The organism is Burkholderia sp. ABCPW 14 (assembly GCF_001523835.1).
Lineage (GTDB): Bacteria > Pseudomonadota > Gammaproteobacteria > Burkholderiales > Burkholderiaceae > Burkholderia > Burkholderia mayonis.
The window spans coordinates 1-13262 of sequence record NZ_LOVS01000128.1 but is presented as its reverse complement, the minus strand read 5'-3'; the positions used below and the strand labels follow the sequence as shown (position 1 = coordinate 13262).

The following is a 13262-nucleotide window of genomic DNA, read 5'->3' as shown; positions in this document are numbered from 1 at the left end:
CCATGCCATGGAATCCAGGACAACTCGTCCGTCACATCGACGATCCAGCCAAGATCGGTACGGTCACCGATCAGATCCGGGCGCGTGCATCCGGCCAGCAGTATCGCGTGAACTGGAATGGCCGGCTGGACTGGCACTATGAGGAGGAGTTGATCGAGGCCGATGCCGGTGGTGACGATCCTCTTGAACTGATCCGTGAAGGACGTTACGGACGCGTCGATGACCTGCGCCAATTGCTGACGCATATCCATCTAGCGGGGCGTCTGTCTAACGTCGTCTATGCCATGGGCCTGACTCAGACCGACTTTTACCCCCATCAGTACAAGCCGTTGCTGACTTTGCTGGATTCACCCGTCAACGGGCTGCTGATCGCGGACGAAGTGGGTCTGGGCAAAACGATCGAGGCGGGACTGATCTGGACCGAACTGCGCGCCCGCTACGACATGCGCCGACTGTTGGTGGTGTGTCCCGCCATGCTTCGAGAGAAGTGGCGGTTCGAGCTTTCGTCGCGCTTCGGTCTGGATGCGCGTGTCGTCGATGCGGCAACGTTGCGGCAGGAACTGGGTTCGACCGAGCACCGGGAACGCGCATGGATCGTCAGCTATCAAGGCATCCGGGTTCCGAGTGAGTGGGATGCGACCGAGAGCGACAAGCCCAAGCGATCGGTTCGCGCCCGGCTCGCCGACGTGCTCTATCACCACGCTGATCAAGAGCCGCTGCTGGACTTGGTAATCTTTGATGAAGCGCACTACATGCGCAACGAAGAAACCGGCGCATGGCGGACTGGCAGCTTGCTGAGGGATGTCAGCACGCATCAGTTGATGCTTTCGGCGACGCCGATCAATCTCGGGTCGGATGATTTGTTCAATGTACTGCGATTGCTCGACCCAGATCATTTCGAATATCCGGAGGATTTCCGAAACGTCATCCTCGCCAATCGCCCGGTGATCGCCGCGAGTGACGTCGTGCGTGATCCGACGAGCGATGCCGACCAAATCATGGCGGCAATCCGCGAAATCGCGTCGTCACGATGGTTCGAGCGATCCGAGCGCGTCGATCGTTTGATCGAGGAAGCCGAGTCGATCGGGGAATGGACGAACGACAGGCGCATCGACATCGCGGCCAAACTAGAACGGCTCAATTTGCTTGCACACATCGTCAGTCGCACGCGCAAACGGGAAGTGCAGTCCGATCGGGTGTTGCGTGACCCGACCGTGTTCGAGGCGGAAATGTCGCCCGTGGAGCGGGATCTGTATCAGGCGATCACCGAAGGAACGCGGGAGTATGCGCTGGCCAATGGCATCAAGCACGGTTTCTTGCTTTCCACGCCACAGCGGATGGTTGCGTCCAGTCCTGCTGCCCTGTTGCGGACTTGGCGCGACGACGGGCTTGACGCCGATGCCATGGCGGCGGCGATGGACGAGGTGGACGAAGACGAGGAACAGCTGGCCGAAAGGACATCGGGCCTCAAACGCTGGCTGGCGAGCAGAACACTGTCTCAGTTCGGATTTGCCGACCTGAGCAGGAACGACTCGAAATTCGCCGAGTTTTCCAAGGCGTTCAAGCGATTTATGGCCGAGGATCGAGACGCCAAGGCCATCGTGTTCACCACCTTTCGCGCCACGGCGCGCTACCTCGTCGAGCGGCTTTCCGCCGAAAACGTGGAGGCCGGGTTGTTGATGGGCGGCGCGGAGTTCGACAAGGACGCCGTGGTCTCTGCTTTCCGCGAGGACAGGAACTGCCGTGTGTTGGTCTGCACGGATGTCGCCGCCGAAGGCGTCGATCTGCAGTTCTGCCGTCTCGTTGTCAACTACGACCTGCCGTGGAACCCGATGCGCATCGAGCAGCGGATTGGGCGTATCGATCGCATCGGTCAAATGTCCAAGCGCATCTTGGTGTGGAACTTCGTCCACAAGGACACGATAGATGCGCTCATTATTGCGAGGCTGGCCAAGCGCATCGGTGTTTTCGAGAGCACTTTGGGGGAAACGGAGGAAATCCTCGGCCAAGTCCGGAAGCTCGAAGACGTCTTGTTGTCGAAGCATCTGACCGTCGACGAAGAGGCGCGCTTGATCGAGGAGGTGGCGCTGGCGATCGAGAATGCCAAGCGCAAACAGGAAGAACTTGAGCGCGAGGCGATCCAACTGGTGGCACATGGTCAGCAACTGCTGGCGCAGATCGAAGCGGCGCGCGGCGATGGAAAGATCGTCACCCGTCACGATCTGATCCGTTACGTCGATGGATGCCTCAGGAACGTCCCCGGTTGTCGGCTTGTCGCGGCGCATGGTGATGCCGACACGTTCGACATCGGTTTGAGTCCCGACTTTGCTGCGGAGCTGGATGAGTTTGTGCGGCGGGAGAATCTGGTCGGGAAGACGGGTCTTGCCTCTGGTCAGATGAAGCGTTGTCGCTTCACCGACAGGATCACCGACAAGCCGAAACCCGGCGAGGAGATCGTCCATCGCTTTCATCCGATCGTTCGCTTCCTGTCGCGCAAGGCCGAAGGGGGGGAGGATCGCTTTCCGCTCTACGCAGCCAGAGTCGCCGACGAAGGCATCGAAGCGGGCCGATATGCGCTGATGACCCGATTGGCGAGCTTTTCCGGCGTGAAGGAGGAAGAGCATCTCTTGGTCGCTGCCGTACCCCTCGACCATGAGTCGTCCCTCGACGACCGGATTGCGGAAGCCTTGCTCGACTTGGTCAGGAAATCGGGCGACGACTGGCCGACGGTTGCGGTCGATGTCGCTCCGGAGGCCGGAGTGACCGCCGCAGAGCGATGCGAGGAAATACTCAGGGATCGGTACAAGGCGATCAAGGATGAAAAATGGCGCGAGAATCGAGACCGCGCTGACGTGCTGTCGCAGCTACTGGACGACCATATTCGCAAGAAACATGAGGGCTTCGAGAAGCGGATCAATAGCCACGAATACTACGCATCTCTGTATGGAAGCAGCCCGGATGGCAAACGGCGCAAGGGTTTGGCGAATGCGGAGCGCAAGAAGATGGAGGATTTTCTGGCCCGGATGGAAACCCGCCGAGCGACGCTGGCACGCAAGAGTCAAGCCTTTTCGGCTGAAACGCGTGATGTCTGTGTCTTGCTCGTGGATGTGGTGCGGGCGGGAGGTCGTCCGTGAAGAGCTGGAAGGAGCAACTGAGGGATCTTAAATCCGCATTGCGCGAGTCGGGGCGTGGCAAAGAGCGAGTTGATGAGCCGCGCAAGATCGATTTCGAGCCACCATCTTCTTGGCTGGCTGGCGACCGTTCGACTCCGAAGAACTCGCCTGCCCGAAATCCCGTTCAGCAATCCGCTCCTTCAGACACAGTCGGGGTGCCCGCCGGCAAGTCCTCGGCACGACCCAGCAGGCCGATGCCACCGGCTTTTAGACCACGCATCGATGCTGGATGTTCTTTGGTTATGCCGAAATGGAGTGACGCCGGTAGATCGTTGCAGCATCCCAAGCACCACGGCGAAAGATCGGCACCCATGGTCGTCAGAATCGGGATGGATTTTGGAACCGCTTTTACGAAAGTAGCGATTCGAGCGGGCGTCGATCTGGTGCCCGTCGAATGGTCTGCTGTCACGGGGGACGATTCGGAGGCGGGGCGCTATGTGGTGCCCGGTTTCGTCGTTCGTGCGCCGAATGGCGAATACTGTTGGCAGCGGCTTGCCGAGACCAATGTCCAAGGGAATCTCAAACTCCCGGTCATCGAGATGGCTGGATCGGATGAGTGTCCCATAACCACCGTGGCGTATCTGGCGTTGGTCATCCGCTACGCAAGAGCGTTCTTGTACCGGCACACGGAGATTGAACGAAAACTCGCAGGGCGTTCGCTGCGCTGGGAACTGAATATCGGTTGTCCCACCAAGCCGCACGAGAACCCCAAGGTCGTGAATGTTTTTCGGCGCATTGCTCGAACCGCTTGGTTGTTGGCTGCGGAAGATCTGCTAAAAGAACAGGATGTCGTGGCTGCATGGAACTTGGCCGATTGCGATACAGACCTTGAGGCGGAACCGGGTGTCGTCCCGGAGTTCGTCGCTCAAATCGCCGGGTATCTAGGGTCTCCGCAAGTGCGGGAAGGGTTGCACGCGCTGATCGACATCGGTGCGGCGACCCTCGACGTAGCGACTTTCAATGTCGTCCTGCGAAACGACCGAGAATCTCCGCCACGTATCCCAATCTTCTTTTCTGCAGTTGGTCCGCTCGGAACTCACTATTTGCGCCACAACCGCCATTCCAAATTCGGCCTCGATCTTTCGTGGAACGACGCAGCACCCGTTGAATCTCCCAATGAATTTGGGCAAGGAAACGGAAAACCTCTTGACGAGGTCGTTGCAGTCGATGAGGATTTTGTAGAACAAATCGTCCGCTGCATTATCCGGGTCATCGATGGAACTCGCACCAACGCACGGGGAGATCCGCATAGTGCGGCTTGGCGAGAGGGCTTGCCGATATTCGTCGCCGGCGGTGGGGCGAATTGCGTCTTGTATCGCCATGCCATAGAGGTGGTGCAAAGAGAAGTGAGGTTGCGAGTGGAGCAGCAACCGGGCTCTTCGAGAAACTTCCGTCTCATTGAATTGAAGCCGACCTTTGGAAACGCGCGACATTTCGAAGCAGGCGACAGGCTGACCGTGGCGCTTGGGTTGACGGAGGATGCCGAGAACATCGCCCGTGTCGTCCCACATCGAGACATCGAGCCAATCACGCAAGGCACAAAGGAACGTGTCGATCCTGCCGATCTGTATGGAGACCGATGATGAAAAATGATTCGAACACGGGGTCCGTCAGCCATCCCAACGCATGGATCGCCGTCGATCATGGACTCGGCACCGATCGCGGGCTCGCGCCTTATACCTTGGTCTTGAAGGGCGATCGCTCCCTGTATCAAGCCATCGCCGAGGACGATTGGGTGCTAGTGCTGAACCCCGCCGGCGAGATCGTCCGCGCCGGGCGAGTGCTGCGGCTCCGCTACGACCTCGAAGCCACCATGATCTTCTTCGACCGGCTGTCCGCGACCGATGTCCCGCTGCCGGTCGTCAGTGTCTCGTTGACTGCGCCGTCGTCGGGGAGCGTCGGGCGCATCAAGTGGGAAGAATTCGTCGCGGCTTTGTCCACGGCGCTATGTCAGACCGTCGGCGGCGTGCCGCCGATCGAGGATCGGGCCTACGTCCGCGAACTGTTGCAACTGGCAGTGGTGGACGACCTGCTCGGCCCGGCGGGCGGCCCGCGCGAGCGCATCGTAGACATGAGCGTGCGCGACCGCTATCTGGTTGGCAAGCTGGCACCGCGTGAGGATGCCCCAGGTGGCATCGAAGGGCTGGAAGGCCCGCTGGCCGACGATGAGGTTGAGGAACCCACCGACCCCATCATGCCGGGCCAGCACGAGCCCGGTGCCGAGTTCAGCACGGCGACCGGGCGGGTGGAACCCGAATCGGATAGTTCGGACGAGATCGACGCCGCCAGCAATCAGTCGCTGGTGCCCAGCAGCTTCGGCATGACGTTCTGCGTGGATTGCGACGCCGAGCGCATCGAGGTCGAGGCGCGATGGGGCAGCTACGAGCGCGTGCCCAACGAGGAACACGAGCTGATGCGGCCCAATGGTCAGAAGGCCAAGGTCTGGCAACGCATTCCCTGCGGCGGAAAGCTGGTGCTGCCGCTCACGGAAGGCGTGATTCCTCATCAGGCACCAGACGCGAACCGTCCGGCGGTGCGCATACAGGGTTCCGTCCGCGCCAAGAACGCCAATGGCGATCGCTTGGTGACGCTATTCCTGATCAACGCGCAGGAAGAGCTCGACACCAACCGCGACACGGCATGGCTGTTCCAGCCGGAACTGATCGTTCGCGCGGAAGCTGAGGCATCCAAGCGTGCCATCTTCCGCCGCCGCCCCGTGCTGGACGCCGACGGGAACGACCCGGAACGCGAATCGCTGGAGATGATTTACCGCAACCGCGTGGAGTTCGCGGTCGGGCATGGCGTCGCCATCCACGCCGAAACGGCGGACGACGTGACGCTGGCCACCGAGGTGCGCACCACCGTGCTCCCGCAGTATGAAGTGCAGGTCACGGAGACGCCGGGCCTCGACCCCGCCGACCGTCCGGCGATGAAGCAGATGGTGGAAAGTGGTCTGCTTGACATGCAGGGACTCGCCACGCTGGGCGTTACCGAATTGGTCGATGCCCTGAACTTGCTTACCAAGGACTACGCGGCGTGGATCGCTGAACAGCGCGAGCGCATCGGTGAGGACGTGATCGGGTATGACGCGCAGGCCGCGCAGGCGCTGGATCGGTGTCAAGAAATCCAGACGCGCTTGCAGCAGGGCATCGACACGCTGAAGAGCGACGAAAAGGCGCTGGCTGCTTTCCGCTTCGCCAATCGAGCGATGGCCATTCAGCGCGTGCGCAGCCAGTACGCACTTGAAGTGCGGCGTGGGCGTGACGTGACGGTCGATCAGTTCGACAGGCCGAGGAACCGGAGCTGGCGTCCGTTTCAGTTAGCGTTCCTGTTGCTGTCGATTCCCTCGCTGGCCGACCCCAACCATCCGGACCGCGTTCAGCCGATGGAAGCCTTCGCCGATCTGCTGTGGTTCCCCACCGGCGGCGGTAAGACCGAAGCCTATCTGGGCGTGGCAGCGTTCACGATGGCGATCAGGCGCTTGCAAGGCAAGCTCGGCGGCTACGACGGCTCGCGCGGTCTGGCGGTGATCATGCGCTACACGCTGCGCCTGCTGACCTTACAGCAGTTCCAGCGCGCCACCGCGCTGATCTGCGCGATGGAAAAGCTTCGGCGAGATGCTCTCGTTCAAGGTGATGAGTCGCTTGGCAAGGAGCCTTTCACCATCGGCCTGTGGGTCGGCAACAAGGTGACGCCGGGCACGACTGAGGAAAGTCACTACGCCATTCAAGCGCTACGTGATTCAGGAAAGAACAAAGCAGGACGTACTTCACCACTTCAGCTAACCAGTTGTCCTTGGTGTGGCTCCGCGATTGATCCCGGAAAAGATGTCGTTGTCGATAAGGATCGCGGTAGAACAGTAGTTTACTGCGGTGACAAAAAGAGCAGTTGCACATTTTCTCGCGGCAGGTCGAGCAATCTGCCGCACCCCGGCATCCCCGTGCTGACGGTGGACGAGGAGATCTACCACCGCCCGCCGACGATGATGATCGCCACCGTGGACAAGTTCGCCATGATGGCGTGGCGCGGTCAGGTGCGCACGCTATTCGGCCGCGTGAGCCAGGAATGCGAGCGCCATGGCTTGCTGTGGCACGAGGCCGACTGCTGCACAGGCAATCATCAGGCTGGGAAAGGCTCGCCTGCGGTCAAGGTCAGGAACGTCGCGCCGATCCGCCCCCCCGACCTGATCATTCAAGACGAGTTTCACCTCATCAGCGGCCCATTAGGCACGATGGTCGGGATGTACGAATCCGCTGTCGATGAGCTGTGCGGGTGGGCGCTCGACGGCAAGACGGTCAAGCCGAAGATCGTCGCGTCCACGGCGACGGTGCGCAAAGCCAAGGAGCAGGTGAACAACGTGTTCATGCGGCGCGTGTCGGTGTTCCCGCCGCACGGCTTGGACGTGGAAGACAACTACTTCTCGGTACAGCGCCCGATCGAAGAGCGACCCGGACGGCGCTATCTCGGCGTGTGTTCGCCCGGCAGCTCGCGGCCCGCGATGCTGATTCGCGTCTATACCGCCTTCCTCACCGCCGCCCAAGCCCTGTTCGATCGCATCGGCGAACCTGCCGATCCGTACATGACGATGGTCGGCTACTTCAATTCGCTGCGCGAGCTGGGCGGGATGCGACGCTTGGCCGAGGACGACGTGCAGACACGTTCCTACCGTGTGCAGATGAGCATGGTCGATCGGCCTGCGCTCGCGCAGCGCAGCGTCAACAACATCCGCGAGCTGACCTCGCGCGTGTCCAGTCAGGACATCCCGAAGTACCTCGACGATCTGGAGGTCAAGTTCAAGGCCGCACTCGATGCGGCCACCGGGAAGTACGTGACGAAATGGAACGAGGGTGACACCCGCGCCATCGACGTGGTGCTGGCGACCAACATGCTGTCGGTCGGCGTGGACGTGAATCGCTTGGGCCTGATGGCGGTGAACGGCCAGCCCAAGGGCACGGCGGAATACATCCAAGCCACCAGCCGCGTGGGCCGTTCCTTCCCCGGCTTGGTCTGCACCGTGCTCACATGGGCGCGTCCGCGCGACCTCTCGCACTACGAGACGTTCGAGCATTACCACGCGACCTTCTACAAGCATGTGGAAGCGCAGTCAGTGACGCCGTTCTCCCCGCGCGCGATGGATCGCGGCCTGACCGGCGCGCTGCTTTCCCTGATGCGTCTGGAAAACGACGCCTTCAGCCCGAACGTGGGCGCGGGCGAGCTAGACAAGTCGGATAAGCCCGAAATCACCGAAGCGATCGACGTGCTGGTGCGGCGGGCTTGGAACGTCAGTGAGGCGCCCACAATCAAGAATCTGGCCGAGCGTGAACTGAAGGAGCGTGCGGACGAGTGGGCGAAGGAAGTGAGCGTGCCCGGTCGCACGCTGGCCTACGAAAAGCGTGGCGGACAGGCGGCGACGATGGTCGGCCTGGTCAAGTCGCCGGGCATCCATGCGTGGGACAACTGGACGGTGCCGATGTCGATGCGCGAAGTGGAGCCGGGCGTGCGCCTGATTATGAACACGGGACAAATCTCGGACGACCACGGGTGGAAGCCGCGTCCGGTGCCTAAGGACGAGGATTGACTATGACTAGCAATAGAACACCCGTCGGGGAAGTCCGCCCCAGTCAACTGCTCTGGACATACGGGCCGGGCGCGCTGATCGATCTGCCGAGCCTCTCGGTGGTGACGTTGGGCATCGACCAGTGGGAGAAGGATCGCTGCCAGCCCATCGCCGAGCCCCGACTGCTCGCCGCCGTCCGCAAGGTTCTCGGGTCTCAGGTAGAGAGCTTGCGTATGCCGCCGTTCCAGAAGAGCGAACTAGTCGATCCGTGGTCGGCGGAGGCGAACATCGGTGTGCCCGTGCGCCCGTTCCCGCGCTGGATGCGTTGCGTGAAGTGCGGTCTGCTGTCGCCCTTCGATGCGGGGCTATTCGAGATCAAGGAAAACCGCTTCCGCCCGGAACGAACCCGCTTCGTCCACACGGGATGCCGTGGTTCCAAGGGCGACCAGCCCGCGAAGGACGCCGATGCCGTTCCGGCGCGCTTCCTTTTGGCCTGCCGCGATGGCCACCTCGACGACTTCCCTTGGCGCTACTTCGTGCATGGCGGCAACAGCCCTTGCAAGGGGTCACTTCGCTTCTTCGAGAGTGGCGCCTCACTGCAGACTGAAAACCTTTGGGTTCGATGTGACGGTGACAATGTGCATTGCCGAGGCGTTTCACGCAGTCTTGCTCAAGCCTTCGGCAAGGCCGGGAAGGAAAACCTGCCAAGTTGCCGAGGCAGGCATCCGCATCTCGATCATTTCGACGAGGAATGCGACGAGGAAGCGCGGGCCGTCCTGCTGGGTTCGACAAACAGTTGGTTCCCGATCACTCTGTCGGCGCTCGCCATCCCCCAAGCCAAAGACCCGCTCGGTCAATTGATTCAGGAGGGATGGGAGTTCTTCGACGATCTGGATTCCGAGGCCGCCGTTGCCGTGGCGATGAAGACATTGAAGAAGACCGGAGCCTTGCCGGGCATTGAGAAGTACCTGGCATCGGACGTCTTGGAGGCCATCGAAGCGCATCGCAATGATGGCGGGCAGGAAGTCGTCGGCGAAGCCGACATCAGGGGGCCGGAGTGGGAAGTTTTGACGGCGGCCAATCCGCCTGCCGACTACCCGCACTTCATGAGCAAGAAGGTGGGCACGCCCACGGGCTTCGAGAACCGGATCGGCAGAGTGCTGCTGCTGGAAAGGCTGCGCGAGGTCAACGCACTGTTAGGTTTCACCCGCGTGGAAGCGCCTGAGGAATCGAGTGATCCAAACGAGCGCGCGCAGATGGCGGGCCTTGCGCGCCGCAAGCCGGATTGGGTTCCGGCGAATCAGGTTCACGGCGAGGGTATCTTCATCCAGTTCGATGAAGCGGCGCTGCGGACGTGGGAGGCGCATGCGGGCATCAAGCGTGTGGATGCAATGCTCGAAGGTGGTCATCGCGGGTGGCGCAATTCGCGCCACCTCGACCCGAACGAGGGCTACCCCGGCATCCGCTATGCCATGCTTCATACACTCTCGCATCTGCTCATCCGCGAACTGGCGTTGGAATGCGGCTACAACGCGGCGAGTATCCGTGAACGCATCTACGCCAACGTGTCGGGCGCGAATCCGCAAGGAGGCATCCTTATCTACACGGCGGCTGCCGATTCCGATGGAACATTGGGCGGCCTCGTCGATCTGGGCAAGCCGGAAAACCTCGGGCGGCTGCTCCGGCAGGCGCTGAACCGATCGAAGGTCTGCTCGTCCGATCCGCTCTGCTCGGAGCACGACCCGGGCAAAGACCGCTCGTTGCACGCGGCGGCCTGCCATGCGTGCAGCCTAGTTGCCGAGACCTCGTGTGAGCGAGGCAACCGTTACCTCGACAGATCATTGCTGGTGCAGACCCTCGACCGAGGGGATGCCGCGTTCTTCGCGGGGTTGTGACATGGAAAGGCTGCTGGAAGCCGTCACAGCCGTGGTCTGTTTGGTCTCTCCCGAGAAAGTTCAAGCGTTGGCGGGCAGGATTCGGAGGATTGAGGGCGGGGAGGCGAATGTCTCGCTACCGGATGTCGTGGGTACACCTGCGGCCAAGGCTATCGTTGATCAGCTCGTCAACGCTTGGCATGCCACGTCGGTCGGTCCCATCGAGTTGGCCTCGATGCTGCTCGCCGCCAGCCATAAGTTCGAGAACATGTCGACTCGCCAGTCTACCGAACTCGTGTGGACGGGGCCGACGACGCCATTCGTCTCTGCACGTCGAACGGAGCAAGCGCTCCTGCAAGTCATCAATGCTGCCAAGCAAACGCTGTTCGTCACCAGCTTCGTGGCCTATGACGTCTCGACGATCGTTAAGGCATTGAACGAAGCAAGCGCACGAGGTGTGAGCATCTCCATGCTCCTCGAATCATCCCAAGATCATGGTGGCAGCATCTCGTTTGATGCGATTGGAAAGCTGAAGGCCCTCGTGCCCAATGCTCATCTATATACGTGGCGGGATCAAGACGAAATATTCTCTGATGGACGGGTACATGCCAAGGTGGCAGTGGCCGATCAACACACTTGCTTCGTCACCAGCGCAAACCTGACGGGATTTGCCATGGAGCGGAACATGGAGGCAGGGCTACTGCTTTCTGGAGGGAATATCCCGCAGATGCTGGAAGAGCATCTGCGGGCATTGGTGTCCTTGAAGATCGTTTCTCCGGTATGAAAGACCCAGTACACCTTCTCCAAGATGCCATCGTGGGCGAACGGCATGTTCTGCGCGGCTATGAGAAACCTTCGGAGGCATTGACCTTCGAGACCTTGCGGGCTCTTGATTATGCCTTTTGCCGAGAGCTGATTCCTGAGCTGAAGGAATTGGACGAATCAGGACTGCAGATGGAGAGCATCCGCAAGCACTCGATCAATGCAGCCTTGAAGCGGGTCCTACCGTCCGAGTTGAAAGCAGATGCGCCCAGACTCTTCTCCTCCAATGCTGCGACTGCGGAGCAGGCCGATGAGTTTCTGTGGCGGATGGGCTGCTTGACGATGGCCGAGAAACAACTGACTCTGTTGCGCTCGGGAGCGCTCAAAGGGGCGATTGATAAGAGAAAACTGAAGGGAATGACGCTGCTTGTCCTGTCGATACAAGACAGCACAGCCTACAGGGAACAGATTGGGTTTCAAGGGCTGAACTGGCTCAGTGACATGACAGTAGCGGAGGATCGCTCCAAGGAGGCTGCTTTGGAGCTTCGCCACATGGAAATGCTCCCCCGCCTGACCGACCATCTTCGCGGTAACCCTTCGCATGAAGACCGATCTTTTGATGGCGTCGATGACTACTTCAAGGAATGGGCAGTCCTGTATCTGAGAAGAATGTCTTTTAGGGATATACTGGCAGATGACGACAGCTTCGGAGGCCGTGCTTATTCGGCATATGTGAGTGTTCTTGAAGCGCTTTCAGCCATGTCGCAGCAGAGGCTTTGCTATGCAGGATTGTTGAATGCTGATGATCCACGCATTGGAGTCAGGAATCTCCTGACCGGCGGAGCGCTTCATGAGGAGCTGATCGAAGGGGTAGCCAGTTTTCTCGATGCATCCCGACAAGAAGTATCGGAGCTTTTGGATCACCTGACGTTGAGCCCTGCAAACGCCAGGGACCATCTGGAACGTGGAGCACAAGCACTCGCTCCGGCAGTTAGGACGAGCAAGCACTTGGTGGCGCTCCCAATGTACGGTCTGGAACTCAATCCATTTCTATATTTCTCTGGGCGGAGTTGCGCCGGCGGTATGAGAAGGACTGGTTCGATGCGGCAAATCGACGGGAAAGCAGATGGGTTGCGGAACTGCGAGCACAGTTCGCTACGCCGCACTGGCACTGCTTCGATGGGGTCAAGCTGAAGCGCGATGGTAAGACGATCACCGACATTGATTTCGTCGCGTACGATGCTAGCTGTAGTAGCGTCATTCTCTTCCAGCTCAAGTGGCAGCAGCCCCTTGTGGGTGACGACAAAGTGCGTCGGAACAATGCGAGTAACCTGGTCGATGACAGCAACAAATGGATCGCTGATGTCGTGGGCTGGATGGAGGCGGCCGGAGCCAATGGCTTGAAGGAGCGTCTCGCGATCAAAACCAATGCTGCTCTCTCCATTCACCTCGTCGTGCTAGGGCGATACCATGCCCACTTCACCTCTGCAAGTGGCCATGATTCTCGGGCTGTCTAGTGTGACTGGGGCAACTTCCTCCGCGAGCGAGCTCAGCGGCCCAGCGAACCAGCCGACGAATTCGTGGCTTACCTGAGAAAATCGGTGGAGCGGGTGACAGCTGAGGTGGCGCCGGAATCGTTTTTAATTGGTTCATCGAGGAATTCCGGGGAACGCGGCGCGGATTTTGAGGAAGAAATATTCCTCGTCGCGGTACCCGTAAGCGCGACGCTTGATGACCTTGATGGTGTTGTTGATGCCTTCGACGACGCTGGTATTGAGCGGATGGCGGCAGCGGGCCAGGATGCCATGCCAGTAACCCTGCAAGCGCTGGGCAAACAGTTGCAGCGCGGCAATCTCGCTTTGCCGGGCTTGCTCGATCCATTGCCCCCAAGCCTTT

The 13262-nt window shown here is 60.3% G+C and carries 7 protein-coding genes; 6 read left to right on the top strand and 1 reads right to left on the bottom strand.

Features of this window, described 5'->3' with window-relative positions; genetic code table 11:
* Positions 1–2 precede the first annotated feature (2 nt).
* The 6 genes from drmD to WS62_RS19560 are packed head-to-tail and all read left to right on the top strand — an operon-like array spanning position 3 to position 12560.
* Positions 3–3134, top strand: a complete 3132-nt coding sequence (gene drmD, locus WS62_RS19585; protein WP_066574159.1) for a DISARM system SNF2-like helicase DrmD — start codon at positions 3–5, stop codon at positions 3132–3134.
* Positions 3131–4756, top strand: a complete 1626-nt coding sequence (locus tag WS62_RS34255) for a hypothetical protein (protein ID WP_082721111.1) — start codon at positions 3131–3133, stop codon at positions 4754–4756. The genes drmD and WS62_RS34255 overlap by 4 nt, the downstream gene beginning before the upstream one ends.
* Positions 4753–8751 carry a DISARM system helicase DrmA gene (gene drmA / locus WS62_RS19575; RefSeq protein ID WP_066574155.1) on the top strand — a complete coding sequence of 1333 codons (3999 nt, stop codon included), beginning with the start codon at positions 4753–4755 and terminating at the stop codon, positions 8749–8751. The genes WS62_RS34255 and drmA overlap by 4 nt, the downstream gene beginning before the upstream one ends.
* A gap of 2 nt (positions 8752–8753) precedes the next feature.
* A complete protein-coding gene (drmB, locus tag WS62_RS19570; protein ID WP_066574154.1) occupies positions 8754–10625 on the top strand; it encodes a DUF1998 domain-containing protein in 1872 nt (623 codons plus the stop codon).
* Position 10626: 1 nt separating this feature from the next.
* Positions 10627–11388: a DISARM system phospholipase D-like protein DrmC gene (drmC, locus tag WS62_RS19565; RefSeq protein WP_066574152.1), complete on the top strand. Its 762-nt coding sequence runs from the start codon at positions 10627–10629 to the stop codon at positions 11386–11388.
* Positions 11385–12560 carry a hypothetical protein gene (locus WS62_RS19560; RefSeq protein WP_197422878.1) on the top strand — a complete coding sequence of 392 codons (1176 nt, stop codon included), beginning with the start codon at positions 11385–11387 and terminating at the stop codon, positions 12558–12560. The genes drmC and WS62_RS19560 overlap by 4 nt, the downstream gene beginning before the upstream one ends.
* 455 nt (positions 12561–13015) lie before the next feature.
* Here the strand turns inward: WS62_RS19560 and WS62_RS34250 are convergent.
* Positions 13016–13262, bottom strand: a 247-nt coding sequence (locus tag WS62_RS34250) for a transposase (RefSeq protein ID WP_197422877.1), incomplete at its 5' end; no start/stop codon positions are given.